This window comes from Nocardioides sp. SLBN-35 (assembly GCF_006715725.1).
GTDB lineage: Bacteria > Actinomycetota > Actinomycetes > Propionibacteriales > Nocardioidaceae > Nocardioides.
The window spans coordinates 630293-654357 of sequence record NZ_VFNU01000001.1 but is presented as its reverse complement, the minus strand read 5'-3'; the positions used below and the strand labels follow the sequence as shown (position 1 = coordinate 654357).

Below are 24065 nucleotides of genomic sequence, written 5' to 3'. Positions count from 1 at the left end.
GTCGGGCGCACTAGGGTCGGCGGTGACAGTCGGGGAGAGAGAAGGTGAGCCCGGCGCGCTGCGTCGGGCACAGCGAAAGGGTCAGCATGGCAACGTTCTTCGAGCACTTCTCGCCTCAGGAGATCGCGCGGATCAGCGCGACCGGACGGCGGGTGAAGCTCCCTGAGGGCTGGTCGCCGATCTGGGAGGACACCCCGGCCGACAAGGCCTACGTCATTCTCGACGGCACCGTCTCGGTCCGCCGCGACGGCGCCGAGATCGCCCAGCTCGGCGCCGGCGACATCGTCGGCGAGGCCGCGATCGTCGGCCACAAGCTGCGCAACGCCACCATCGTGGCGCTCACGCCGCTCGACACCATCCACCTCACCGACGACACCCTGCGCGAGCTCGACGCCGAGTGGCCCGCGTTCCACCAGGCGCTCGTCGAGGTCGCCCAGTCGCGTCTCGGCGACGCCTGACCGAGCGCCGATGAGCACGGCCGAGGGCCCCGCCGGCACTGACGGCGGGGTCGTCGGCGCGCTTGAGGAGCACCTCCTCGGCGAGGCGCCCTGGCTCACCCAGGAGCAGGTGGCCGAGCGGGCCGGCGTACCGCTGGAGACGGCCAACGAGCTGTGGCACCTGCTGGGCTTCGCCCACGTGCCCGACGACGAGGCGGCGTTCACGTCCGCCGACGTCCGGGCGCTGCAGCTGACCCACGACCTGATCCGGCTCGGGATCCTCAGCCAGGAGCGGCAGGACGGCCTGGTCCGCACCTGGGGCCGCAGCTTCGCCCGGCTCGCCGACTGGCAGGTCGCACTGCTGGCCTCGGTCGCGGCCGACGCCGGCGCCGACCCGACCGCCGGGCTGCTCGCCGTCTCCGACGAGGTGATGCCGCGGGTGGAGGAGCTGCAGAGCTACGTGTGGCGCCGCCACCTGCTCAGCGCGAGCGCCCGCCTGCTGGCCGAGCAGACCTCCGGCCCCACCGCGATGCTCGCCGTGTGCTTCGTCGACATCGTCGGCTACACCTCCCGCTCCCGCACGCTCAGCGACCGCGAGCTGGTGACCTGGCTGGAGTCCTTCGAGTCCACCGTGCTCGGGCTGACCGTCGACCGCGGCGGCCGGATCATCAAGAACATCGGCGACGAGCTGCTCATCGTCGCCGACTCGCCCGAGGCGATGGCCGACATCGCGCTCGAGCTCACCCGCCGTGGCGCCGACCCGGAAGACCCGTTCCCCGCTGTCCGCGCGGGCATCGCGTACGGCGAGGTGGTCACCCGACTCGGCGACGTCTTCGGTCCCGTCGTCAACATCGCCGCCCGGCTCACCTCGGTGGCCCGGCCCAGCTCGGTGCTGGTCGACCTCGGCGCCTACGAGGCGCTCACCGGGCGTGAGGACGACGAGTCCGACGAGCACACCGGCACCTACCGCTTCCGGCGGCTGCGGCGAGTCTCGGTGAAGGGCTACTCGCGACTCAAGGTCTGGGCGCTGCAGGCCCGCTAGCGGATCGTCACCTGGCGGTTGGCGAGGCCGTTGCGGGCCGATCGCTGCTCGGTGGTGAGGTCGCTGGTGTCGGCGAGGGCCGCGTCGAGCTTGACCTTGAACGCCGTGGCGGCCTCCTCAAGCGGCTCCGGGCCGGTGCCGACGGGCAGGTCCCAGACCGGGGCGAGCAGGCCGTGCGCGCGGAACATGCCGACGAAGCGGGCGTCCGGGACGATCACGTCGTCGCCGGACACGTGCAGCCGGGCGAGGGCGTCGAGGAGGGCGTCCTCGGGCTCGGGCATCACCCAGCGCAGGTGCTCCTTGGCGCCCATCCGGGTCCAGTACGCCGCGCTCACGCCGGTCAGCCGCGCGGTCGGGGCCGCCGCACCCTGGGCCTGCTCCAGCGCCTGGGCCAGCTCGGAGCTGGCGTCCATGTCGGAGACCCAGTAGTCGAAGCCCTCGTGCACCTCGACGGCGAGGTCGTCGCCGGTGACGAGGTCCTGCAGCCGCGGGCCGGGTCCCGGAGGCGCGGTCAGGCCGACCATGCCGGCGCCGGGCTCGGCGGCCAGGGCATCGATGAGAACGGCGCCGAGGTCGCGGGCCGGGTCGCCGAAGTTGTGCTGGACCTGCAGGCCGAGCCACACTTCGCCGCTGTCGCGGACCAGCGCGGGCGCCGCCATCGGCAGCAGCGTGCAGAGCTTGACCACGCGGTCCGCGTACTCGCCCTGCAGGCTCAGCGGCACGGTCGCGGCGGGCACCAGCTCACGCAGCGCGACGATGTCGCACTCCGACGGCAGACCCTCGAACGGGCGCTTGACGAAGACCTGGCCACCGCCGGGCGCGCCGTGGCACGCCTTGTAGCGCTTGCCGGAGCCGCAGGGGCAGGGCTGCCGGGGGCCGACCTCGCCCGCAGGGGTCTCGGCAGCGGTCTTGGTGCGGTTCTTCTTCGCCATGCGCGGAAACCTACTCGGCAGGGCCGAACCGCTGCTCCAGCAGGTCGAGCATCAGCCGCGGCCGGTCGCTGATCACGGCCTTCACGCCGAGGCCGAGGCAGCGGTCGAGGTCCTTCTCCTTGTTGACCGTCCACACGTGGATGTCGCGTCCCGACCGGGCGATCGACTCGCCGACCCGGGGATGGTCGCGCAGCATCTTGATGCCGGGGCCGACGATCCAGTCGCGGCCGATCACCCGGCGCAGCATCGGCCAGTAGTTCGGCTTGTCGAGCAGCTGGACCAGCTGGATCTCCGGCGCCAGCCGCTCGACGCGCTGCAGCGCGGTGAACGAGAAGCTCATCACCCGGACCGGAGCACCGGCCTGGTCCCAGCCGAAGTCGCGCAGCATGTCGACCAGGCGCTTCTCGACCAGGCCGCCGTACCTCGTCGGGTGCTTGGTCTCGATCGCCACCTCGACCCGGCGGTCGTAGTCGGCGACGGTCTCGAGCAGCTTGCGCAGGGTGAGCACGCCGCGCAGGTCCTGGTCCTCGTCGGGCGCCTCGTCGTCGAGATCGGCCCACGGGTTCTTCCAGGCCGCGAAGTCGAGCTCGGAGAGGTCCGCGAGGTCCATCGTCGACACGATGCCCTTGGTGGCGGCGGTACGACGCAGGTCGCGGTCGTGCACGCAGACGAGGTGCCCGTCCGCGGTGAGCCGGACATCGCACTCGAGTCCGCCGGCGCCGGTGTCGAGGGCCTCGAGGTAGGCGCCCAGGGTGTGCTCGGCGAGCTCGTGACTGGCGCCGCGGTGGGCGACCACCTGGGGTCGTACGGTGGGCACGGGTCGATTGTGGCAGGTCCGCCGACCCAGGGGTCTCAGGGTCGGATCCGGGTCGGACCGGGGTCGTTCCCCGATGTGTCGCGGCGGGCGACGAGGCACCGTTGGGGCATGAGCAACTACGACACCTACTCCAGCCCCCAGAACCCCGTCACGCCCCGGCGGCTGACCCGCCGCGAGCACGACAAGATGATCGCGGGCGTCTGCTCCGGGCTCGCCGCGCACCTCAACGTCGACGTGACCGTCGTCCGGCTGCTGATGGTCGCCGTGACCGTCTTCACCGGCGGCGCCGCGCTCCTCGTGTACCTCGCCGGCTGGTGGCTGATGCCGCGCGGCTGACACCCTGTGCGGGTGACCGACCTCGTCTCCCGGCTCCGTGCGGCGGGCTGCGTGTTCGCCGAGGAGGAGGCCGAGGTGCTGACCTCGTCGGCGACCTCGCCGGCGCACCTCGAGGAGATGCTCGCCCGCCGCGTCGCCGGCGACCCCCTCGAGCACGTCGTCGGCTGGGTCGGCTTCGACGGTGGCCGGGTGGCGGTGGAGCCGGGCGTGTTCGTCCCGCGCCAGCGCACGGCGTACCTCGTCGAGCTGGCGGCGCCGCTGCTGAGACCCGGCGACACCGTGCTCGACCTGTGCTGCGGAAGCGGAGCCCTCGGGCTCGCGCTGGCGCGCCGGGTCCCCGGCATCAGCGTGCGCGCGTCCGACATCGACCCCGTGGCCGTCGCATGCGCGGCCCGCAACCTGGCGCCGGTCGGCGGGTCCGCCGTCGCCGGCGACCTGACGGCCGCGCTGCCGCCGTCCCTGGAACGGAGTGCGGCGGTGATCGTCGCGAACGTCCCCTACGTGCCGAGCGCCGCCGTGGCCCTGATGCCGCCCGAGTCCCGCGACCACGAGCCGCGAGGCACCGTCGACGGCGGCGCCGACGGCCTCGACCTGCTCCGCCGGGTCGCCGCCCTCGCGCCCACCTGGCTACGACCGGGCGGGGTGCTGTTCTGCGAGGTCTCTCAGGACCAGGCCGCCGCCGCGACCGTCGCGTTCACCGCCGCGAGCCTGGTCGCCGAGGTCCACCACGACGACGACCGCGAGACGACCGCCGTCAGCGGGCGGTGGCCCGGCGCTGCAGGATCGCGTCGAGGCTGAACCGGCCCGCACCGGTCGCCGCGATCGCCAGCACCACAGCCCCGATCACCATCACCAGCTCCCCGCCGCCCTCGGCCACGAAGATGCCGGTCCCGCGGTGGCCGTAATACCAGGCGCCGGCCATGTTCAGGGCGACCAGCAGCGCGGCCACCGGGGTGAGCAGGCCGACGATGAGCAGTGCGCCGCCGCCGAGCTCGGCGAACGCGGCGAACGTCGCCGCCGCGCGCGCGGCCGGCACCCCCATCTCCTCGAAGCTCGCGGCGGTGCCGTCGAGCGTGTACTCGTCGAGCTTCTGCCAGCCGTGGGCGACCAGGACGACGCCCACGAGGACGCGCGCCACGAGGAGCGCCAGGTGCTGGCCGGACGCAGGGAGGGGGCGGAGGAGACGGTTCATGACACACCTTTCCGAGCCCACGGCCCGGTCCGAGAACGGTTGCTGTGTCAACCTCATCAACCGAACCTGGACGCATCCCCTCGCCCAGCCCCAGAGAACCCTGAGAATCCGGGCGCGGAGACGGCCTACAGCGCGTCGTCGCGCAGGAAGCGCGGCGCCATCGCCGCACCGACCGCGGTGAGGTGCTCGACCAGCTCGTCGGCGTCGACCTCGACCAGTCCGGACTGCCAGGCCAAGACGGTCTCGACGAACCCGCCGATGCCGAGCAGCACGCTGATCCGCAGGCCGGTCTCGTCGGCGTCGGCGCGGAGGTAGGGACGAGCCAGGTCGATCAGCAGGTCGACCGCCAGCTGGATGGTCTCACGGCGCCGCTGCTCGAGCACGGCGCTGCCCGCGTGGTCGCCGAAGATGATCTGCGCCCGCTGCGGCTCATCCCCGATGTGGTGGACGACGGCGAACAGCGCGGCGCGGAGCTGGACCAGCGGGTCGTCGTCGGCGTGCGGCACGATGCTGGCCAGCAGCATCGCCAGCGTCTCGTCCCGGACCTGGTCCCACAGCGCCGCGAGGAGCGCGTCACGGTCGGCGAAGCTCTCGTAGAAGTACCGGTCCGTCAGGCTCGCCCGCGCGCACACCCCGCGCATGGTCACCGCGGCCCAGCCGCTCTCCTGCCAGATCTCCAGCGCAGCCGCGACCAGGGCGGTACGACGCTCCGCACGGCGCTCGTCGGCCGACTTGCCGCCGTACCGGCGACGAGTGGCCTGCGCTGCTGTGTCCACCCCAACATCTTGACGGCACCCGCCCTCAGAATGCAATGTGAGGGCATGCGCCTTCAGAAAGCGGCCCAGGTCCGCGGCTCGGTGCGCAGCCGCGCTGCCGCGGCCGTCACGGCACGGACCCTGCGCCCGCTCACCGCGGTCGTCCCGCTCAACCGGGCGGGCATCCGGTTCTCGCGTGGGCTGGTCGCCGGCAGCCTCGCAGTCTTCGGCCCACCGTTGCGCGGCAGCCGCGTGGTCCGGGTCGAGCGGCCGGCGACCTCCGGCCCCACGCCACGCGGCGAGTGGGTGCGCGGCCCCGGCGCCGAGCGGGACGACGCGGTCGTGCTCTACGTCCACGGCAGTGCGTACACGATCTGCTCGTCGCGGACCCACCGCGGCCTGACCTCGCGACTGTCGGCGCGCACCGGGCTTCCGGTGTTCGCCTGTGACTACCGGCTGGCGCCCTCGCACCGCTTCCCCAGCGCGGCCGACGACGTGCGGGCGGCGTACGAGTGGCTGATCGGCGAGGGCCACGACCCCGCCCGGATCGTGCTCGCCGGGGACTCCGCCGGCGGCCACCTCGCCGTCGACCTCGCCCTGGAGCTGATCCGCGAGGGCCGGACCTCGCCGGCGGCGCTGGTCGCGTTCTCACCGGTCCTCGACCTGTCGATGTCACTGGCCGCGGCCCGCGAGCGGATGCGCCCGGACCCGATGATCTCGGCGTCGAGGGCGGCCCGGATGCTCGACCTGTACGTCGCCGGGCACGACCCGAGGGCCGCCCGGCTCTCCTTCACCTTCGACGGCGCCGATCGCTTCCCGCCGACCCTCGTGCAGGCCGGCGGTGCCGAGATGCTCGCCGCCGACGCGATCGAGCTCGCCCGCGGCCTGTCGTCCAGCGGCGCCGAGTGCCGGCTCGAGGTGTGGCCGGACCAGATGCACGTCTTCCAGGCGCTGCCGCGGGTCGTGCCCGAGGCCGACCGCGCGCTCGACGTCGCGGCGGACTTCGTCGACGAGCAGCTCGAGGTCCAGCGCCGCCGCAGCGCCCTGACCCTGGTCCACCCCGTCAAGGAGGCCTGACATGGCACGTCGCACGAAGGACGCCGACGCGGTCGTCACCGGAGCGGGCAGCGGCATCGGCCGCGCCTTCGCCCGCGAGTTGGCCCGGCGTGGCGGGCGCGTGGTCTGCGCGGACCTCGACGAGACCGCCACGAAGGACACCGTCACCGCCATCGAGGCCGTCGGCGGTACGGCGATCGCCGTGGCGTGCGACGTCGCCGACCTGGCCCAGGTCCAGGCCCTGCACGACACGGCGCTCGACTGGTTCGACGGCGCACCCCGCCTCGTCCTCAACAACGCCGGCATCGGCGCCGGCGGGAAGGTCGTCGGCGACGCGCCGCTCGCCGACTGGCAACGCACCCTCGGTGTGAACCTGTGGGGCGTCATCCACGGCTGCCACGTGTTCGTGCCGACCCTGCGCGCGGCTGGCCGGGGCGGCGGCGTGATCAACGTCGCCTCCGCCGCGGGCTTCACCGCCGCACCGCGGATGGGGGCCTACAACGTCAGCAAGGCCGGCGTGGTCAGCCTGTCCGAGACCCTCGCGGCCGAGCTGGCCGGCACCGGTATCACGGTCACCGTGCTCTGCCCGACCTTCGTGAAGACCAACATCTTCGACGGCGAGCTGATCGACCCCGGCGCGGCCGGGCTGGCGCGTCGCATCGCGGGGATCGCCGGCTTCTCGGCCGACCGGGTCGCCCGCACCACCCTCGACGCCCACGACAAGGGCCGCCTGTACGTCGTACCTCAGCTCGACGCCCAGCTGCTCTGGCGCACCAAACGCCTGCTCCCCGCCCCCTACACCCGCGCGGCCGGGCTGCTCGGCCGCTTCGTCCCCGACGAGGAAGGCGCTCACCGATGACCACCTACGACTTCGAGGCGATGCTGCAGACCATCAAGGACAAGCAGTGGTCCCTGGCCGACATCGACTGGGACGCGCCCGGCGCCGAGCTCGTCACCGACGAGGTGCGCGCGAAGATGAAGCCGTTCATGGCCGACCTGGTCTGGATCGAGCACGTCGGCGCCCGCGGCTTCGCGTCACTGGCGAAGAAGGCACCGACGCCCACGATCCAGCGGATCTACGAGTACTTCCACGCCGAGGAGCAGAAGCACGCCAACGCCGAGCTGGCCCTGATGAAGCGGTGGGGCATGCTCGACGAGGACGGCAACGCGCCCGAGCCGAACATCAACGTGAAGCTGGCCATCAAGGTGCTCGACGACTACGGCGACACACTGCCGCTCACCGGCCTCGCGACGCTGATCCCGCTGTTGGAGTGCGCGCTGGACGGTGCGCTGGTGAAGTTCCTGCTCGACGAGGTGCACGACCCCGTCTGTCACGAGGTGTTCCGGCACATCAACTCCGACGAGGCGCGGCACATCACCGTCGACTTCCAGGTGCTGGAGCTGATCGGCGCGGGACCGCTGCACAAGCTGCTCATCGAGTCGATAGCGCTGCTGCAGCCCCAGGTCGTGCTCGGGCTGATCGTGGTGTTCACGCCGCTGATCAACAAGATGCGCGACAACATCGTGGCGATGGGGCTGCCGGAGCAGAAGCTCTACAACGCGGTGAGGAGGTTCGCCACGATCGGCTCACGCGGCGCGCACACGAGCCGGATCCCGGCGTACCACGTGCTCAAGGCCCAGGCCGCGATGGTCGTCGACCGCACCTCGCCGTACCACCGGCTGCTCGCGGACCCGATGGTCCGGCTGACATCCCTCGTCCCGGCCAAGGTGCTCGGCCGACCGCAGGCCTGGGTGGACGAGCTGACCCACGAGCCGGTGGCGTCGTGAGCGGGTACGACGGCGAGCTGCTGCGCGGCCAGCAGTGGCGCGGTCGCGCGTTCACCGGCCGCTCGGTGGCGGTGATCGCGCCGGGGCGCGAGGCGGCGGTGATCGTGCCCGAGGTGATGCGAACCGCCCGCGCGGTCAAGGTGTTCCAGGAGGAGCCGGACTGGCTGCTGCCGCTGCCCCTCCCCTTGCCGCGCCTGCTCGCCCGCCCGGCGGCGCGGGTCGGCCTGCGGCTCGCCGTCCGCGATCCGTGGACGCGACGACGGCTCACCCCCGACGCCCGGTTCAACCGACACCGGCCCCGGGTCGACGGCCGCTACTACGCGGCCCTGCAGGAACCCCACTGCACCTTGATCTCGTGGCCCGTCTACGCGCTGGTGCCCGGCGGCGTCCGCAGCGCGGAGGGCATCGAGCACCACGTCGACTGCATCATCCTCGGCACCTCCGCCGCCCACCGAGAGGACCTCAGCGCATGACCCGGACCGACCGGCCCGACCACGAGGTGGTGATCGTCGGTGGCGGCTTCTCCGGCATCGGCGCCGCCATCCTGCTGTCCCGCGCGGGCTTCGACGACTACCTGCTGCTCGAGGCCGGCGACGGCCTCGGCGGCGCCTGGCACTGGAACACCTATCCCGGCGTCGCGGTCGACATCCCGTCGTTCAGCTACCAGTTCTCGTTCGAGCAGGTCACCGGCTGGTCGCGGGTGTACGCGCCCGGCCGGGAGTTGAAGGCGTACGCCGAGCACTGCGTCGACAAGTACGACGTACGCCGCCGCACCCGGTTGCGGACCACGGTCACGGCCGCGACCTTCGACGACGAGGCCCGGCTCTGGCGCCTGGACCTCGACGGAGCCGAGCCGCTCACGGCGCGGTACGTCGTCGGCGCGACCGGGGTGCTCACCCAGCCGAAGCTGCCCGACATCGATGGACTGCCCGATTTCGCGGGCACCGTCATGCACACCGCCCGCTGGGACCACGCCGTCGACCTCGCCGGCAAGCGGGTCGCGGTCGTCGGCACCGGCGCCTCCGCGGTCCAGGCGATCCCGCACGTCGCGGCGCAGGCGCGCCAGCTGACCGTCTTCCAGCGCACTCCCATCTGGTGCCTGCCCAAGCCGGACGTGCCCCTGCCCGGGGCGGCCCGCGCGGCGCTGCGCCTGGTTCCGGGCGCTCGCCGGGTGAGCCGGCTGGCGAGCCAGACCTTCGTGGAGGCGACCTTTCCGGTCGCCGCGCACTTCGCCGGGCTGGTGCCGGTGGCGGCCGTGGGCGAGCGCCTCGGCCACGCCTACCTGCGCCAGGCGGTCCGCGATCCCGGCACGCGGGCGAAGCTGACGCCGGCGTACGCGCTCGGCTGCAAGCGGCCGAGCTTCTCCAACGCGTACCTGCCGACCTTCAACCGCACGAACGTCACCCTGGAGACGTCCGGCATCGCCACCGTCACGCCGGGCGGCATCCGGACCGTCGACGGGGTCGAGCACGAGGTCGACGTGCTGGTGCTGGCGACCGGCTTCAAGGTGTTCGAGCAGGGCAACATGCCCCCGTTCACCGTCCGCGGCGCCGACGGGCTCGACCTGGAGAAGTGGTGGGACGAGAACCGCTTCCAGGCCTACCAGGGGGTGAGCGTGCCCGGTTTCCCGAACTTCTTCACCATCCTCGGCCCCTACGGCTACAACGGGTCGTCGTACTTCAACCTGATCGAGACCCAGAGCGCCCACATCGTGCGGGCGCTGCGCCACGCCCGGAAGCTCGGTGCGACCCGGGTCGAGGTGACGCCGGAGGCCAACGCGTCCTACCTCGCCGCCGCGCTGGGGCGGCGGCGCCACCAGGTCTTCTTCCAGGAGTCGTGCGGGCTAGCGAACAGCTACTACTTCGACGCCCACGGCGACGTGCCGTTCCGGCCCGCGACGACCCTGGAGACCATGTGGGCGGCGCGGAGGTATCCCCTCGACGCCTACACGTTCAGTGGAGCACGACCGGGTCCCGCGGCCCCTCCTCGTCGTCGAGGAGATGGGACTCCTCGCGCCGGCGCGGCAGGAACGCGACCGGGACCAGGGTGAGGATCAGGGCGACCGTGGCGACGAGGTACGGCGCCCGGAACGCCTCGGACGGGTCCACGCCGCTCTTCTGCTGGTTGGTCAGCACCACCGACATCACCGCGACGCCGACCGAGGCGGCGACCTGCTGCAGCACGTTGATCAGCGTCGAGCCGCGGGCGACCTGGTGGTCGCGCAGCGTCTTCAGCGCCGAGGTGAAGACCGGCATCATCGTGCCGCCCATGCCAAGGCCCATCACGAACAGGAACGCGATGATCTGCGCGTAGGACGTGCTCGGGTCGGTGCTGAACGCGAGCCCGCCGACGCCGATGATGATCCCCGCGAACCCGAACGGCACGATCCGCCCGACCGGGATCTTGTCGGCCAGCGCACCGGCGATCGGCATGGTCAGCATCGCGCCGAGGCCCTGCGGCGCGACGAGCAGGCCGGCCTTGAGCACGCTCTCGCCGCGGATCTCCTGGAAGTACGTCGGCACGAGCAGCAGCGCACCGAAGAACGAGCCCGCGAACAGGAACATCACGATCGTCGCGACGGTCAGGTTGCGGTCCTTGAACAGGCGCAGGTCGAGCAGCGGGTGCTCGGGGCGGAACGCCCAGGCGACGAACCCGACCATCAGCGCCAGGCCCGCGAGACCGGGGACCAGCACCTTGGTCGCGGCGACGGTGCCCTCGCCGGGGATCGACGAGACGCCGTAGAGGAACAGCGCGAGGCCCGGGGACATCAGGGCCATGCCGACGACGTCGAAGGTCTCGCTGGGCTCCGGGTTGTCGGCGGGCAGGGCGAGGACGCCGTAGATCAGCGCGGCGATGCCGAGCGGCAGGTTGATCAGGAAGATCCAGTGCCACGAGGCGGAGTCGATCAACCAGCCGCCGATGATCGGGCCGAGGATCGGGCCGAGGAGCATCGGGATGCCGAGGATCGCCATCAACCGGCCGATCCGGTGCGGCCCGGCGGCCTTGGTCATGATCGTCATGCCCAGCGGCATCAGCATGCCGCCGCCGAGGCCCTGCAGCACCCGGAACAGGATCAGTGTCTCGATGCTCCACGCGGTCGCGCACAGCACCGACCCGAGCGTGAAGAGCGCCAGCGCGGTGAGGTAGAGCCGCTTCGTGCCGAACCGGTCGGCGGCCCAGCCGGTCGCGGGGATGACGGCGGCCAGCGCGAGCGTGTAGCCGGTGATGGTCCACGCGACCGTGGAGTAGGTGTTGACCCGGAACTCGGCCATGAACGTCGGCAGTGCGACGTTGACCACCGTGGTGTCGAGGATCGCCATGATCGAGCCGAGCACGACGACACCGGCGACCTTGAGGATGTCACCGGTGATCTTGTCGTCGTCGTCGATGGGCGTGGGGGCGCTGGTCATCGGGTTCCTTCCGAGCTGTCGACGGGTCGGGTGGTGGTCTCTCGTCGAAGGTACGCCTCTCCGCCGACGGCGGGGAGGCATACCTCCTCGCCCTCCCACCGCCGCCGCAGCCAACGGTCGTGCGAGGCGACGACCACCGCGCCGGGACTGGCGCCGATCGCCTCCTCGAGCTCGGTGACGAGGGCGAGCGAGAGATGGTTGGTGGGCTCGTCGAGCAGCAGCAGGTCCGGCTCGGTGGCGACCGCGATCGCCAGCGAGAGCCGGCGGCGCTGGCCGACGGACAGCAGCACGACGGGCTTGGTGTGCTCGCGCGGGTGCAGCAGGCCGAGGCTGCGCAGCGGCCGGCGTACGGCGAGGTCGGGCCCGACCGCGGCGTCGTACGTCGCCTGCGCGGTGGCCGTGAGGTCGGCGAAGAGCGGGTCCTGGGTGAGCTCGGCGACCCGCTGCGCACCGACCTGGACCGCCCCGCTCGTCGGCACGATCCGGCCGGACAGGACGCCGAGCAGGGTCGACTTGCCGGTGCCGTTGGCGCCGGTCACCAACAGGTGCGCGCCGCTGTCGAGGTCGAGGACGGGCAGCCGCAGCCGCCCCTCGACGGTGAGGTCGCGGACGGTGACCGCCCTTCCTCCGCTCGGTGCGGAGCCCGTCAGGCCGGTCGCGAGCCGCAGCGGAGCGGGCGGCTTGCGCACCTGGGAGCGCTCCGCCTCCTCCAGCCGTCGCTCCGCGTCACGCTTGCGCCGGGCGAGCGCGCGGTCGACGTTCGCGCCCTTGAACGCGTGGATGAACTTGTCGTTGTCGCGCGGCCCGCGGCCCGGTGCGACAGCGGACTTGTCGATCCGCGCCGCCTCGCGCAGCCGCTCGAGCTCCTCCTGCTGGGCGGCGAAGGTCTCCTCCCATCGGCGCCGGGCGGCGGCCCGAGCCTCGGCGTACGCCGTCCACCCGCCGCCGTACCGCCTCCCGCCGCGACCGTCGGTCCCCATCCCCACCGGGTCGAGGTCGACCAGGTCGGTGCAGACCTCGTCGAGCAGCACCCGGTCGTGGCTGGTGAGCACGACGACGCCCGGAAGGTCGCGCAGGAACGCGACGAGCAGCGCGACAGCCTCGTCGTCGAGGTGGTTGGTCGGCTCGTCGAGCAGCAGGCACTGTGGGCGCCGGGTCATCAGCGTCGCCAGCGCCAGCCGGGTGCGCTGGCCGCCGGACAGGCTGCCGACCCGCCGGTCCTGCGCGAGGTGGTCGAGCCCGAGCTGCTCGGCGGCCAGCAGTGCCCGCCGGTCGGCGTCCCAGGCGTCGTGGGCCAGGGCGAGGTCGAGCGCGGCGGCGTACTCCTCGGCGACCGCCGGGTCGTCGAGCCTGTCGGCCAGTCCCTCCACCGCTGCGACCGCGTCGCGCAGCGGCCGCAGCGCTGTCGCCAGCACGTCGGCGACCGAGTCGTCGTCGCGGAACGGCGGTTCCTGCGTGAGGAACGCCAGGTCGGCGGGCCGCTCGATGGTGCCGCTCACCTGCGCGCTGTCCGGCAGGCCGCCGGTGACCGCGCGCAGCAGCGTCGACTTCCCCGCGCCGTTCTCGCCGATCAGGCCGATCCGGCGGCCGGGCTGGGCGACCAGGTCGATCCCGTCGAGGACGGTACGACGACCGAAGGCGACCGTGAGGTCGCGGACGACGAGCGGGCCGAGGGAGGCGGTGGTGGGTGCTGACATGGCTGATCCGATCGGTGACGGGGTCGGACTCGCCGGGCACTGGTCAGGCACTGGTCAGGCACTGGTCGGTGGACGCAGGGACGGCCGCGGGCGCGAGTCGGGTCAGGCGAGGATCAGCATGATGGCTCGAGCCTACGGGACGGGTGGGCGCGGGCGCGACTGATTAGACGGCGCTCAGCCTCGATCCGTGGATGGGCGCCGTAGCGAGCGGCACCGCAGGGGTGTGATCGCAAGGCGCGGGCGCGAAGTCGTGCTGGGCCGCCCATCGAGCGTCCGCAACGCGGCGAGCGCGCCGCTGCGGTGACGCGTAGTAGGTGGCCATCCACGGATCGAGGCTCAGATCCCGCCGAGGATCCGGGCCCGGGTGGCGTCGTACTCCTCGCGGCTGACGAGGTCCCGCTTCAGCAGGTCGTCGAGCTCGGCCAGCCGCTCCGCGGGCGTCTTCTGGTCCGGCGGCCGGACGGCGCCGATCGGGCGGAGGGGCGCGACCGGCTCGGCGGCGTCCCAGTCGATCTCCCACTCGCGCGACTCGGGGTCGACGAGGACGGGGAGCTCGCCGGTGTAGAGCAGCGGCATCCGGAGGTCGGGTACGACGGTGCGGCTCTCCACCTCGAAGGGGGCGACGTCGTCGCCGTGGATGCGCAGGCGCAGCTTGAGCAGCGGCTGGTCGTTGATCCGGACGTTGGTGGAGTCGAAGGACAGCACCTGGCCGCGGGCGGGGCGGCCGTTGGTGCGCAGCCGGTGGAGCTTCTTCGCGGAGCGGTAGCGTCCGCGGCCGATCAGGACGCCGATGACCAGGTCGAGCACCGTGATGCCGACACCGATGGGCAGCAGCCAACCCGCGTCGGGCTGGTCGCCCATGGCGATGCCCATGACCAGGAAGATCGGGCCCACGACCCCGCAGACCAGCAGGAACAGCACGGGCGGCAGGTAGCTGCCGAGCAGGGAGGGCGGCCGCGGCACGTCCCGTGGGGCGACGGTCATGGGCGACAGCGTAAGAGGTTTCGCCATTAGGTGGCGTCGTCGCGAGCGGCGCGAGACGCGTGCGATGACAAGGCGGTGGAGCGAAGTCGTGCTCGTCCGCCCATCGAGCGACGCCGACGCAGTCAGCGTGCGCGTGTCGCGGCGCGCAGCAGGCGGCTCCTATTGGCGGAACCCCTAGGTCCGCACCGCCGGCGGACGCGCGCTACTGGGGACCCTCGCCGGCCGCGACGTGCTGGGCGAGGTACTGCTGGACACCGATCCGGGCGATCGCGTCGAGCTGGCTCTCGAACCAGTCGGCGTGCTTCTCCTCGTCGCGGACCATGTCCTCGAAGACGGCGGCGGTGCCGTGGTCACCGAGCTCGTGGCATTCCCTGGCGCCGGCGTTGAACTGCTCGACCGCGGCCCGCTCGCTCGCCAGTGCGAGATCGAGCATCTCCTCCGCGGTCTCGCCGACCTGGATCGGGTTGAGCCGCTGCACGTTGGGGTGCCCGTCGAACATGAGGATCCGGTTGATCAGGTCGTCGGCGTCCCGCATCTCGTCGATGGAGAGGTCGTAGAACACCTTCCCGAGCTTCGGAAGGCCCCAGTTGTCGAGCATCCGGGCATGCAGGAAGTAGGTGTTGGTGACGGTGAGCTCGAACGTGAGCGCTTCATTGAGGAGCTCGACGACTCGGGGATCGACTGGCTGCACGGCGTACCTCCGGCGGTGGGGACCCTTGCCGCCGATGCTGGCACACCACCCCCGGGTGAGGCCAGGCTCACCGAGCGCTCAGCTCGCGGCCCCGTCGGCGCGCAGGTGGGCGCACTCCTGCTCGTGGTGCTGCTGCACGAGCGCCTTGATCGAGAAGATGCAGGACCCGCAGTCCTGGGCTGCGCCGGTCGAGCGGCACACCGCGCCCACGGTCCGTGCCCCCTCGGCCAGGGCAGCGTCGACGTCACGGTCCGTGACGACGCGGCACTGGCAGACGATCATGATGCAAAGGTTAGCCGTACCTAAGTCAGATCGGGGAGCCGGCGTCTCACCCGGCGGGACCGGCGACCGCCTCAGGCCTGCGTGCGCAGGTAGCGCCCGAAGTGCGGCACCGTGAACGCGATCCGCCCCCGCTCGCCGGAGTAGATCAGTCCCTTCTTGAGCAGCGAGTCCCGCGCCGGCGAGAGCGACTGCGGCTTCTTGCCGAGCACCGTGGCGACGTCGGCGGTAGCGACCGATCCGACCGGGTCCTCGACGCCGTCGGCGGCGTCGGCGACCGCGGCGTCGGCCATTGCCCGCAGGTAGTCGCGCTCGGCCGGGGTGGCCCGCTCGTAGCGGGACCCGAAGAAGCCGACGGCCAGCTCCGTCTCGGCCTCGGGGCCCGCGACGGCGACGTCCTCGGCGGTGATCGGGGTGCGCGGGGCGAGGTCCCACACGGAGCGGCCGTAGGCCTGGATGAAATAGGGGTAGCCGCGGGTGGCGTCGTACATCGCGGCGAGCGCCTCGGGCGTGAACTCGGCCTCCTCCTCGGCGGCGGGCGCGACGAGGGCGCGGTCGGCGGCGTCGCGGGAGAGCCGGTCGATGCGCTGGTAGGAGAAGAGCCGCTCGGAGTAGGACTTGCTGGCCGAGAGCACGGCGGGCAGGTGGGGCAGCCCGGCGCCGACGACGATCACGGGCAGGCCGTTCTGGCTGAGCTCGTGGCAGGCGGCGCAGAGGGCGGACACGTCGTCGGCGCCGAGGTCCTGCATCTCGTCGATGAACACGGCCACGCCCTTGCCGACGTCGGCCGCCAGCCCGCCCACGTCGGTGAGGAGCTCGACCAGGTCGATCTCCACGTCGCCCGAGTCGGCCCGGCCGCGGACCACCGGGGCGTCGATGCCGGGCGACCACTTGTCGCGCAGCTTGGCGTCGGGGCCGGCGTCGCGCTGGGCGAAGGACCTGATCACGCCGAGGACGTGGTCGGCCTCCGCCGGCTCCGGGTGCCCGAGCTCGCGGACGGCCTGGTGCAGCGCCGAGGACAGCGGCCGGCGCAGCGACTGGTCGGGCCGCGCCTCGAGCTTGCCGGTCCCCCAGCCCTTGCGGACCGCCGCCGAGCGCAGCGCGTTGAGCAGCACCGTCTTGCCGACGCCGCGCAGGCCGGTCAGCACCAGGGAGCGCTCCGGGCGCCCGCGCGCGACCCGCTCGAGGACGACGTCGAAGGCCGTCAGCTGCTCGTTGCGACCGGCGAGCTCGGGTGGGCGCTGCCCGGCGCCGGGGGCGTACGGGTTGCGGATCGGGTCCATGATCCGACGCTATCGGGGTGTCTAGCGATCGCCTTAGACATCGCTAGCGTGTCGGATCGTCGGTGTGCGGCAGGTCGTCGAGGGCACCGTGCGGGCATGGACGCGGTGCACTTCGCGTGGTCGGTGGCGCTGATCGTCACGGTCGGCACGCTGCCCCCGGGCCTGGTCCGCGCGCTGGCCTACCGGTCCGGCTCGGTCGACCACACGCCGGGGATGCGGCTGGTCGCGACGGTCGTCCTCGGCATCGGGCTGGTCGGCCTGGTCTGCTTGCTCGCCCTCAGCGTGCTGCTGGCCGGGTGAGCGCTAGGTCAGGCGCCGGTCGAGGGCAGCGCGCCGGACGGAGCGCTCGCCGTGGCGGGCGCGACCGCGCCGTCGGGTACGACGACCGTCTCGATCACCGGCTGCACCTCGGTCTCGGCGAGCACACCCGCCGGCTGCGCAGGCTGCGCCGGTACGAGGAGCGCGGGGTCGACACCCTCCTCGATCGGCAGCACGCAGGCCGGCGTGGCGGGCTGGGCCGGGACCGCGATGAAGTCCTCCACCCAGGCGGGCCGGTCGACGACGTCGTGCGCCGCCATGACGACGACGTCGACGTCGGACCCGGGCAGCTCGGTCCAGCCGGCACCCGCCGGCGGCAGCACGGTGGCGGTGGGCGTGGTCTCCACGACCGGCGTACCGGGCCGGGTGGCGCCGGTGGCGGTGAAGCCGGGGTCGGGTGCGGTGCCGTCGGCCAACCAGACCCGCTCCTCCTCGGCGGCCGAGATCTCGGAGGTGGCGCCCTCGACCCAGCCGGCGCCGGCGGGCCGCTCGCCGACGGGCAGGTCCTGCTCCTCGGTGCTCGACGAGGCGACCCGGGTGCGGCCGGTGGAGGTCGAGCCGGCGGGCGGCGCCGTACCGTCTCCGACCCAGGCGGTCTCGACGTGGGACTGCTCGGGCTCGGCGGGTACGGCGGCGCGGTCGACGACCCAGACGTCCTCGGTGACGGCGGGGGTCACCTCGACGTCGCGGGTGCGGCCGGTCGGCGTCCACCCCTTGCCGTTGTCACCGGCGTTCCAGCCCTCGGGCTCCCAGCGGGTGGTGCCGTTCTGCTGCTGGACGTACTCCCACTCGGTCCGGGTCACCGCGGGCCTCAGCACCCGGGTCTCGGTGTGGCCCACTTCCGGGGTCCCCGGCCGGGCGGCCCGGTCCACCACCGTCCACGAGTACTCGCGCTCGACGACGTCGGTGGTGCGGGTCCAGTGCACGAGCACCAGGGCGGCGACGGTCTCCCGGGTGAACTCCCGCTCGGTCGTCGCCGTCGTGCGCTGCCAGCGCCAGGCGGTGGCGGTGACCGCGGGGACGGTGTGCACGACCGCCGGGTGCTCGATGGAGCCCCACTGGGCCGGGATCTCCGGCTGGCCGCAGCCGCGCTGGTCGGCGGGGGTCATCGGGGAGCCGGGGGTCGCGGCGGCGGCCGGGAGCAGCCCCGATCCGGCGCCGATGACCGCCACGAGGGCAAGCGTGCCAAGGGTGAGGTGCCTGCTGTGCATGGGAGGGCCCTTCTGGAATGGGGGTGTGGGGCTCCCGAGCGGCGCCGATGACCGACCAACGCCGGGCTCCGGACCGGGTCATGGGAGGACACCGGAAACAGGACGAAGTCCCGGCTCCCTGGTCAGGTCGGAGGAAGGTCCTAGATGAGTAACTCCAAGGGATCGTGCAAGCGAGCGGCGCTCAACGCGTGCGCTGGCAAGGCGCAGCCGCGAAGGCATGCTGGGCGCACGTCGAGCGTCTGCAACGCCGCCAGCGCGCGTGGTGAGCGTCGCGGAGCGTGCGAGCCCTTGGAGTTACTCATCTAGGCTGGGCGCGTGCCCGAGCTGCCCGAGGTGGAAGCCCTGGCCCTCGACCTGCGGGGCCGGCTGGACGGGCGCGCCATCACCCGCGTCCACATCGCCGCGTTCAGCGCGCTGAAGACCTACGACCCGCCGTTGTCGGCGATCGAGGGCACCCTGGTCGACGACGTACGACGCCACGGGAAGTTCCTCGACATCGAGGCCAGCGGCCTGCACCTCGTGCTCCACCTGGCCCGGGCCGGCTGGGTACGTTGGAAGGACGAGGTCCCGGCGCTGCCGCCGCGCCCGAGCACCAAGTCCACGCTGGCGGCGCGGATCGTGCTCGACGAGCGCGACGGCCTCACGCCCGGCCTCGACATCACCGAGGCCGGCACCAAGAAGTCACTGGCGCTCTACCTCGTGCGCGACCCGCTCGACGTCCCCGGCATCGCCAGCCTCGGCCCCGACCCGCTGACCGACGACTTCACCTCCGAGCGCCTCGCCGCGATCCTCGCCGACGCCGGGCGCAAGCAGCTCAAGGGCGTGCTGCGCCACCAGGGCACCATCGCCGGCATCGGCAACGCCTACTCCGACGAGATCCTGCACGCCGCGCGGATGTCGCCGTTCAAGCCGGCCGACAGCCTGTCGGAGGACGAGCTCGCCACGTTGTACGCCGCCGTCCGTGACACCCTCGGCGACGCGGTCGAGCGCTCCCGCGGGCTCGCGGCCAGCGAGCTCAAGGCCGAGAAGAAGTCCAACCTCGCGGTGCACGGGCAGACCGGCAAGCCGTGCCCGGTGTGCGGGGACATCGTGCGCGAGGTGTCCTTCGCCGACTCGAGCCTGCAGTACTGCCCGACCTGCCAGACCGGCGGCAAGCCGCTGGCCGACCGTCGGATGAGCAAGCTCCTCAAGTAGCGCCCACGACGGCCGATCGGGGACCCATGGGCCGCAGGCCGCCTTCGCCGACTCCTGCCCGCGCCGCACGCCGCGCGGTGCTCACCGGCGCCGCCGCCGGCCTGGGCGCGGTGCTGGCCCGGCCCGGCGTCGCCCTGGCCGCCCCGGACGTGCGCGGCTACCCGGCCACCGCGGTCCCCGACGCACCCACCTGGCACGGCATCCGCCGGTTCACGGCCGGCTACACGCCCGCGCTCCGGGCCCAGGTCGAGGCGGCGGGCGGCTTCGACGCCTGGTTCGCGCGCCAGCTCGACGGCTCGTACGACGACGCGTGGTACGACGCGACCGCGCACTGGTGGCTCTCGATCAACGCCGACGACGCGACCGTGTGGCAGCGCGACCGCAGCGACGTCGAGTCACTGTGGTGGGCCGACGCCAACTACCAGAGCTGGGCGATGGTCCGGCGCCTCGGCTCGCAACGCCAGGTGCTGGAGACGATGGCCGAGCTGTGGGAGCACCACCTCCACGTCCCGGCGCAGGGTGCGGTCGGGCCGTTCCGCACGGCGTACGGCAAGGAGGTCCGCAGGCACGCGCTCGGCAGGTTCTCCGACCTGCTCGAGGCGGCCATCACCCACCCGGCGATGAGCGTCTACCTGGGCAACGCGAACTCGACCAGGTCCGCTCCCAACGAGAACCTCGGGCGGGAGCTGCTCGAGCTGCACACCGTCGGCGTCGGGCAGTACACCGAGACCGACGTCAAGAACTCCGCACGGCTGCTGACCGGGTTCAAGGTGGGCATCTGGACGACCTGGGCCACGTCCTACGACCCGAACGCGCACTGGACCGGCCCGGTGCAGGTGATGGGTTTCAGCCACCCCAACAGCAACCCGGACGGACGCGCGGCCCTGTCGGCGTACCTGCGCTATCTCGCCCGGCACCCCGCGACCGCCCGCCGGATCGCCCGCAAGCTCGCCGTCCGGTTCGTCTCCGACGCGCCCTCCGCCGCGCTCGTCGACGAGCTGGCCGCGGTCTACCTCGACCACGACACCGACATCACGCCCGTGCTGCTGGCCCTGGTCGGCTCCGCGGAGTTCCGCGCGGGCGCCGACACCAAGGTCCGCACCCCGCCCGAGGACGTGGTCGCGACCTACCGCGCGCTCGGCGTCGAGCTCACCGGTCCACCGACCGGTCTCGCCGACGAGTCGGCGGCCAACACATTGATCTGGCAGGCCCAGCGGATCGGCGCCAAGCCGTTCAACTGGCCGCGGCCCGACGGGCGGCCCGACACGGCCCAGGCCTGGTCCTCGACGTCGCGCTTCCTGGCCTCGCTCGACATCCACTACACGATGAGCGGCGGCTGGTGGCCCGTGGACGGCGCCCGCTATCGCGCGCCGATCGACTGGCTGCCCGCCGCTCCCGCCGCTGCCGCCGGCGCCCCGGCGGCACCCGCCGCCGACGAGGACCCGCTCGTCGTCGGCCGCCCGAAGAAGGACAAGAAGAAAAAGAAGAAGAAGCGGAAGCCCCCGGCCCCGCCGCCGGTCAGCCCGCCTCCGCCGGACCCCGTCGTGCCCGATCCGCCCGACCAGCCGCAGCCGCCGACCACCCCGGTCGCGAGCATCCGCTTCGACGAGCTGGTCGACCACCTGTGCCGCACCATGCTCGGCCAGCCGGTCGCGCCGACCATGCTGCAGGCGGCGTGCGAGGCGGCCGGCTGCGCGCCGGCCGACGTGATCACGCCGCAGCACCGGATCGTGGCGTGGGAGATGCCGCGCCTGATCACCGTCCTGCTCGACTCGCCCCTGCACATGACCCGGTGAGGTGCCGATGACTTCCTCGTGCTGCGACGAGTTCGCCGCCATGAACGGCGGACTGAGCGGTGGGTTGACCAGGCGTGGCCTGTTCCGCGGCCTGGCCGGTACGACCGCGGCGGTGACGACCACGGCCACGATCGGCGGGGCGTTCATGTCGACGTCGTACGCCGCGGCGCCGAGCGCCCCTGCCGTGCTGGTCGTGCTCTCGATGCGCGGCGCGGTCGACGGGATGAGCCTGGTGGTCCCGCACGCGGACCCGGTCTACTACGCGGCGCGCCCGCGGATCGCCGTACCGTCCAGCAAGCTGCTCGCCAAGGACGCGTTCTTCGGCCTGCACCCCGACCTCGCGCCGCTGCTGCCGTGGTGGAACGCCGGCTCCATGGCCGCCGTGCACGCGACCGGGCTCCCGGCGCCGAACCGTTCGCACTTCGCGGCCATCGAGGCCGTCGAGGACGCCGACCCGGGCTCGTCGGAGCGGGTCGGCTGGCTGAACCGGCTGATCGGCCGGGACACCGAGGACAGCCCGCTGCAGGCCGTGCAGTTCGGCGACTCCGTGGTGCCCGCGTCACTGCTGGGGCCCGAGCCCGCGGTGGCCGTCGACCGGGTCGAGTCGATGGTGCTGGCCGGCGCGGACCGCTGGGACACCCACGGCCGGCGCCCGCAGTCGATGAGCACCATGTGGGCCGACGCGGACGGCCCGCTCGGCGTCGGGGCCCGGTCGGCCATGAAGGCGATCGCCGACTTCGCGCCGGTCCGCACGTCCTCGGCGGCGCCGGCCAACGGCGCGGTCTACCCCGACGGCGACCTCGGCGAGAGCCTGGCGTCGGCGGCCCGCACCATCCGGGGCGACGTCGGGGCCGAGGTGATCACCATCGACACCGGGAGCTGGGACCACCACGTCGACCTGGGCACCTTGGACTGGGGCCAGATGCAGCGGATGACCAAGGAGCTGGCGGCCGCGCTCGCGGCGTTCCTCACCGACCTCGGGCCGCTGGCGTCGAAGGTGACCGTCGTGACGCTCTCGGAGTTCGGGCGTCGTACCAAGGAGAACGCGAACTACGGCCTCGACCACGGCTACGGGAACGTGATGCTCCTGCTCGGCGCCGGGGTCGCGGGCGGCTACCACGGCCGGTGGCCGGGCCTGGTCAACGACGTCGACGGCGATCTGCTGGTCACCACCGACTACCGCAGCGTGCTGTCCGAGGTGGTCGTCGGCCGGCTGGGCGCCTCGTCGGCGCAGGTCTTCCCCGGCTTCCAGCCGGAGAGCGTCGGCGTCATGCGGGCACCCTGATCCGCGCGCCGCGCGGTCTCTAAGGTGGAGGCATGATCCCCCAGATCGAGATCGACGCCGTCCCGGACCCGCTGCCCGAGGGCCTGGTGGTGCTCGACGTCCGCGAGGACGACGAGTGGGCCGCCGGCCACATCGACGGCGCTGTGCACATCCCGCTCATGGAGCTGCCCGCCCGGCTCGGCGAGTTCGTCGAGCTCGAGGCACCGCAGACGCTCGTGGTCTGCAAGGGCGGCGGCCGCTCGGCCCGCGCCGTGGCCTACCTCGCGCAGCAGGGGTACGACGTGGTGAACCTCGTCGACGGCATGCTCGGCTGGGAGCGGGCCGGGCGGCCGATGGCAGCCGACGGCGACGAGCCGCCGTACGTCGTCTGACGCCGGCGGGAGCCGTGGTCACGTGATCGATCGCTGGCAGCAGGCCGCCGGGCACGCCGACTGGATCCTCGGCCACCGCCGCCGACTCCACGAGGAGCCCGAGGTCGGCCTCGCCCTCCCCGACACCCACGCGTACGTCGCCGCGGCCCTGGCCGAGCTGGGGCTGAGCCCGGAGGTGCACGAGGCGGCCGGGGTCACCGCCGTGGTGCGCGGCCGCGAGGGCGGCCGGACGGTGGTCCTGCGGGCCGACATGGACGCGCTGCCGGTCCACGAGGAGACCGGCCTGCCTTTCGCGTCCCGCCGTGACGGCGCGATGCACGCGTGCGGGCACGACCTGCACATGGCGATGCTGCTCGGCGCCGCCCGCTGCCTGGTCGAGGAGGCGCCCCGGCGCGACACCGTGCTCGTCTTCCAGCCGGGCGAGGAGAGCGACCGCGGCGCGGTGCCCACCCTCGCGCGGCACGCCCACCTCCGCCTCGACGACGCCGAGACCTTCGCGATCCACGTGCACGCGACCTGGCCTGCCGGCACGGTCTTCCACCGCCCCGGCGTGTTCATGGCTGCCGGCGACTGGTTCCGCATCACGTTCACGGGGCCGGGCGCGCATGCGAGCCAGCCCCACCTCGCCGGCAACCCGATCGTCGCCGGGGCCGACGTCGTCCACGGCCTGCGCCGGGCCGTCGCGGAGCTCGCGACGGACGAGCACCTCGTCGCCACGGTCACCGAGAGCCTGATGGGCAACACCGTCAACGTCATCCCCGCCGAGGGAAGCCTGCGCGGGACGCTGCGCACGCTGAGCAGGGAACGGCGCGCGGCCCTGGTCTCGGTGCTCCGCGACCTCGCCGAGCGGGCGGCCGAGGACGCCGGCCTCGCCGTGTCCGTCGAGATCGTCGAGGGCTACCCACCGGTGGTCAACGACCCGACGTACGACGACCGGCTGGTCGCCGCGCTCCAGCACGCGCCGGTCGAGGCGCGGCCGATGGCCGCCCCCTCGATGGTGATCGAGGACTACGCCTACTTCCTCGAGCGGTGGCCGGGCTCGATGGTCTACCTCGGCGCGCAGGTCCCGGGCCACGACGCGTTCAACCACGCGGCCGACGCGATGTTCGACGAGGGCGTGCTGGCGCTCGGCGCCGGCCTCCACCTGCTGGCGGCCGACGGCTTGTAACTAAGTGTTACAGCACGAAAAGC

At 72.9% G+C, this 24065-nt stretch carries 26 protein-coding genes; 15 read left to right on the top strand and 11 right to left on the bottom strand.

Annotation, left to right across the window (positions count from 1 at the left end; genetic code table 11):
• The first annotated feature begins 86 nt into the window (after positions 1-86).
• Both FBY23_RS03245 and FBY23_RS03240 read left to right on the top strand, forming a co-directional pair.
• Positions 87-458, top strand: coding sequence for a Crp/Fnr family transcriptional regulator (locus FBY23_RS03245; RefSeq protein WP_141796833.1), 372 nt, complete (start codon positions 87-89; stop codon positions 456-458).
• A gap of 10 nt (positions 459-468) precedes the next feature.
• The gene (locus tag FBY23_RS03240) at positions 469-1479 is read left to right on the top strand and encodes an adenylate/guanylate cyclase domain-containing protein (protein WP_141796832.1); all 1011 of its coding nucleotides are present in this window, start codon (positions 469-471) and stop codon (positions 1477-1479) included.
• On the opposite strand, the gene FBY23_RS03235 is transcribed toward FBY23_RS03240, so the two are convergent.
• Complete coding sequence (locus FBY23_RS03235) at positions 1476-2411, bottom strand: DUF5926 family protein (RefSeq protein WP_141796831.1); 936 nt, start codon at positions 2409-2411, stop codon at positions 1476-1478. The genes FBY23_RS03240 and FBY23_RS03235 overlap by 4 nt on opposite strands.
• A 10-nt stretch (positions 2412-2421) precedes the next feature.
• A complete protein-coding gene (locus tag FBY23_RS03230; protein ID WP_186348216.1) occupies positions 2422-3228 on the bottom strand; it encodes a glycerophosphodiester phosphodiesterase family protein in 807 nt (268 codons plus the stop codon).
• Between the two features lie 108 nt (positions 3229-3336).
• Between FBY23_RS03230 and FBY23_RS03225 the strand changes: the two genes are divergently transcribed.
• The gene (locus FBY23_RS03225; protein ID WP_141796830.1) at positions 3337-3564 is read left to right on the top strand and encodes a PspC domain-containing protein; all 228 of its coding nucleotides are present in this window, start codon (positions 3337-3339) and stop codon (positions 3562-3564) included.
• 12 nt (positions 3565-3576) lie between these two features.
• Complete coding sequence (locus FBY23_RS03220; protein ID WP_141796829.1) at positions 3577-4362, top strand: putative protein N(5)-glutamine methyltransferase; 786 nt, start codon at positions 3577-3579, stop codon at positions 4360-4362.
• Here the strand turns inward: FBY23_RS03220 and FBY23_RS03215 are convergent.
• Complete coding sequence (locus FBY23_RS03215; RefSeq protein ID WP_141796828.1) at positions 4319-4756, bottom strand: DoxX family protein; 438 nt, start codon at positions 4754-4756, stop codon at positions 4319-4321. The two genes, FBY23_RS03220 and FBY23_RS03215, sit on opposite strands and share 44 nt — an antisense overlap.
• 125 nt (positions 4757-4881) lie before the next feature.
• Positions 4882-5532 (bottom strand): TetR/AcrR family transcriptional regulator, encoded by a 651-nt coding sequence (locus FBY23_RS03210; protein ID WP_141796827.1) that lies wholly within the window; start codon positions 5530-5532, stop codon positions 4882-4884.
• Positions 5533-5577: 45 nt separating this feature from the next.
• Between FBY23_RS03210 and FBY23_RS03205 the strand changes: the two genes are divergently transcribed.
• The 5 genes from FBY23_RS03205 to FBY23_RS03185 are packed head-to-tail and all read left to right on the top strand — an operon-like array spanning position 5578 to position 10405.
• Positions 5578-6588, top strand: coding sequence for an alpha/beta hydrolase (locus tag FBY23_RS03205; protein ID WP_141796826.1), 1011 nt, complete (start codon positions 5578-5580; stop codon positions 6586-6588).
• A gap of 1 nt (position 6589) precedes the next feature.
• Positions 6590-7426 carry an SDR family oxidoreductase gene (locus FBY23_RS03200; RefSeq protein ID WP_141796825.1) on the top strand — a complete coding sequence of 279 codons (837 nt, stop codon included), beginning with the start codon at positions 6590-6592 and terminating at the stop codon, positions 7424-7426.
• Positions 7423-8355: a ferritin-like domain-containing protein gene (locus tag FBY23_RS03195; protein WP_141796824.1), complete on the top strand. Its 933-nt coding sequence runs from the start codon at positions 7423-7425 to the stop codon at positions 8353-8355. The genes FBY23_RS03200 and FBY23_RS03195 overlap by 4 nt, the downstream gene beginning before the upstream one ends.
• Positions 8352-8828 carry an FAD-dependent oxidoreductase gene (locus FBY23_RS03190; RefSeq protein WP_141796823.1) on the top strand — a complete coding sequence of 159 codons (477 nt, stop codon included), beginning with the start codon at positions 8352-8354 and terminating at the stop codon, positions 8826-8828. The genes FBY23_RS03195 and FBY23_RS03190 overlap by 4 nt, the downstream gene beginning before the upstream one ends.
• Positions 8825-10405 (top strand): NAD(P)/FAD-dependent oxidoreductase, encoded by a 1581-nt coding sequence (locus tag FBY23_RS03185; RefSeq protein ID WP_141796822.1) that lies wholly within the window; start codon positions 8825-8827, stop codon positions 10403-10405. Before FBY23_RS03190 ends, FBY23_RS03185 begins: the two co-directional genes overlap by 4 nt.
• Here the strand turns inward: FBY23_RS03185 and FBY23_RS03180 are convergent.
• The 6 genes from FBY23_RS03180 to FBY23_RS03155 form a co-directional block, all read right to left on the bottom strand.
• Positions 10308-11765, bottom strand: a complete 1458-nt coding sequence (locus tag FBY23_RS03180; protein ID WP_141796821.1) for a DHA2 family efflux MFS transporter permease subunit — start codon at positions 11763-11765, stop codon at positions 10308-10310. The two genes, FBY23_RS03185 and FBY23_RS03180, sit on opposite strands and share 98 nt — an antisense overlap.
• A complete protein-coding gene (locus FBY23_RS03175; protein ID WP_141796820.1) occupies positions 11762-13462 on the bottom strand; it encodes an ABC-F family ATP-binding cassette domain-containing protein in 1701 nt (566 codons plus the stop codon). Before FBY23_RS03175 ends, FBY23_RS03180 begins: the two co-directional genes overlap by 4 nt.
• A 336-nt stretch (positions 13463-13798) precedes the next feature.
• Entirely contained in the window at positions 13799-14446 is a 648-nt protein-coding gene (locus tag FBY23_RS03170) for an SHOCT domain-containing protein (RefSeq protein ID WP_141796819.1), read from the bottom strand.
• A gap of 202 nt (positions 14447-14648) precedes the next feature.
• Positions 14649-15137, bottom strand: coding sequence for a bacterioferritin (gene bfr, locus FBY23_RS03165; RefSeq protein WP_141796818.1), 489 nt, complete (start codon positions 15135-15137; stop codon positions 14649-14651).
• Between the two features lie 78 nt (positions 15138-15215).
• Entirely contained in the window at positions 15216-15419 is a 204-nt protein-coding gene (locus FBY23_RS03160) for a bacterioferritin-associated ferredoxin (protein WP_141796817.1), read from the bottom strand.
• 71 nt (positions 15420-15490) lie between these two features.
• Positions 15491-16699: an ATP-binding protein gene (locus FBY23_RS03155; RefSeq protein ID WP_141796816.1), complete on the bottom strand. Its 1209-nt coding sequence runs from the start codon at positions 16697-16699 to the stop codon at positions 15491-15493.
• Positions 16700-16795: 96 nt separating this feature from the next.
• On the opposite strand from FBY23_RS03155, the gene FBY23_RS03150 reads away from it, so the two are divergent.
• The gene (locus tag FBY23_RS03150) at positions 16796-16999 is read left to right on the top strand and encodes a hypothetical protein (protein WP_141796815.1); all 204 of its coding nucleotides are present in this window, start codon (positions 16796-16798) and stop codon (positions 16997-16999) included.
• Positions 17000-17007: 8 nt separating this feature from the next.
• Here FBY23_RS03150 and FBY23_RS03145 read toward each other — a convergent pair whose 3' ends face one another.
• A complete protein-coding gene (locus FBY23_RS03145) occupies positions 17008-18228 on the bottom strand; it encodes a hypothetical protein (RefSeq protein ID WP_141796814.1) in 1221 nt (406 codons plus the stop codon).
• A gap of 315 nt (positions 18229-18543) precedes the next feature.
• Between FBY23_RS03145 and FBY23_RS03140 the strand changes: the two genes are divergently transcribed.
• From FBY23_RS03140 to FBY23_RS03120, 5 genes are read left to right on the top strand one after another with little or no spacing between them, the layout of a single operon-like run.
• Positions 18544-19422, top strand: coding sequence for an Fpg/Nei family DNA glycosylase (locus FBY23_RS03140; protein ID WP_141796813.1), 879 nt, complete (start codon positions 18544-18546; stop codon positions 19420-19422).
• 26 nt (positions 19423-19448) lie between these two features.
• Entirely contained in the window at positions 19449-21218 is a 1770-nt protein-coding gene (locus tag FBY23_RS03135) for a DUF1800 domain-containing protein (protein WP_141796812.1), read from the top strand.
• Between the two features lie 7 nt (positions 21219-21225).
• Positions 21226-22503, top strand: coding sequence for a DUF1501 domain-containing protein (locus FBY23_RS03130; protein WP_222117708.1), 1278 nt, complete (start codon positions 21226-21228; stop codon positions 22501-22503).
• Between the two features lie 32 nt (positions 22504-22535).
• Positions 22536-22874: a rhodanese-like domain-containing protein gene (locus tag FBY23_RS03125; RefSeq protein WP_141796811.1), complete on the top strand. Its 339-nt coding sequence runs from the start codon at positions 22536-22538 to the stop codon at positions 22872-22874.
• 22 nt (positions 22875-22896) lie between these two features.
• Positions 22897-24042, top strand: a complete 1146-nt coding sequence (locus tag FBY23_RS03120; RefSeq protein ID WP_141796810.1) for a M20 family metallopeptidase — start codon at positions 22897-22899, stop codon at positions 24040-24042.
• Positions 24043-24065 lie beyond the last annotated feature (23 nt).

Excerpts from the sequence above, each read along its gene's own strand:
- FBY23_RS03245 (WP_141796833.1), top strand. The coding sequence starts at position 87 with ATGGCAACGTTCTTCGAGCACTTCTCGCCTCAGGAGATCGCGCGGATC.
- FBY23_RS03240 (WP_141796832.1), top strand. The coding sequence starts at position 469 with ATGAGCACGGCCGAGGGCCCCGCCGGCACTGACGGCGGGGTCGTCGGC.
- FBY23_RS03235 (WP_141796831.1), bottom strand. The coding sequence starts at position 2,411 with ATGGCGAAGAAGAACCGCACCAAGACCGCTGCCGAGACCCCTGCGGGC.
- FBY23_RS03225 (WP_141796830.1), top strand. The coding sequence starts at position 3,337 with ATGAGCAACTACGACACCTACTCCAGCCCCCAGAACCCCGTCACGCCC.
- FBY23_RS03215 (WP_141796828.1), bottom strand. The coding sequence starts at position 4,756 with ATGAACCGTCTCCTCCGCCCCCTCCCTGCGTCCGGCCAGCACCTGGCG.
- FBY23_RS03205 (WP_141796826.1), top strand. The coding sequence starts at position 5,578 with ATGCGCCTTCAGAAAGCGGCCCAGGTCCGCGGCTCGGTGCGCAGCCGC.
- FBY23_RS03200 (WP_141796825.1), top strand. The coding sequence starts at position 6,590 with ATGGCACGTCGCACGAAGGACGCCGACGCGGTCGTCACCGGAGCGGGC.
- FBY23_RS03195 (WP_141796824.1), top strand. The coding sequence starts at position 7,423 with ATGACCACCTACGACTTCGAGGCGATGCTGCAGACCATCAAGGACAAG.
- FBY23_RS03185 (WP_141796822.1), top strand. The coding sequence starts at position 8,825 with ATGACCCGGACCGACCGGCCCGACCACGAGGTGGTGATCGTCGGTGGC.
- FBY23_RS03180 (WP_141796821.1), bottom strand. The coding sequence starts at position 11,765 with ATGACCAGCGCCCCCACGCCCATCGACGACGACGACAAGATCACCGGT.
- FBY23_RS03175 (WP_141796820.1), bottom strand. The coding sequence starts at position 13,462 with ATGTCAGCACCCACCACCGCCTCCCTCGGCCCGCTCGTCGTCCGCGAC.
- FBY23_RS03170 (WP_141796819.1), bottom strand. The coding sequence starts at position 14,446 with ATGACCGTCGCCCCACGGGACGTGCCGCGGCCGCCCTCCCTGCTCGGC.
- FBY23_RS03160 (WP_141796817.1), bottom strand. The coding sequence starts at position 15,419 with ATGATCGTCTGCCAGTGCCGCGTCGTCACGGACCGTGACGTCGACGCT.
- FBY23_RS03155 (WP_141796816.1), bottom strand. The coding sequence starts at position 16,699 with ATGGACCCGATCCGCAACCCGTACGCCCCCGGCGCCGGGCAGCGCCCA.
- FBY23_RS03150 (WP_141796815.1), top strand. The coding sequence starts at position 16,796 with ATGGACGCGGTGCACTTCGCGTGGTCGGTGGCGCTGATCGTCACGGTC.
- FBY23_RS03145 (WP_141796814.1), bottom strand. The coding sequence starts at position 18,228 with ATGCACAGCAGGCACCTCACCCTTGGCACGCTTGCCCTCGTGGCGGTC.
- FBY23_RS03135 (WP_141796812.1), top strand. The coding sequence starts at position 19,449 with ATGGGCCGCAGGCCGCCTTCGCCGACTCCTGCCCGCGCCGCACGCCGC.
- FBY23_RS03130 (WP_222117708.1), top strand. The coding sequence starts at position 21,226 with ATGACTTCCTCGTGCTGCGACGAGTTCGCCGCCATGAACGGCGGACTG.
- FBY23_RS03125 (WP_141796811.1), top strand. The coding sequence starts at position 22,536 with ATGATCCCCCAGATCGAGATCGACGCCGTCCCGGACCCGCTGCCCGAG.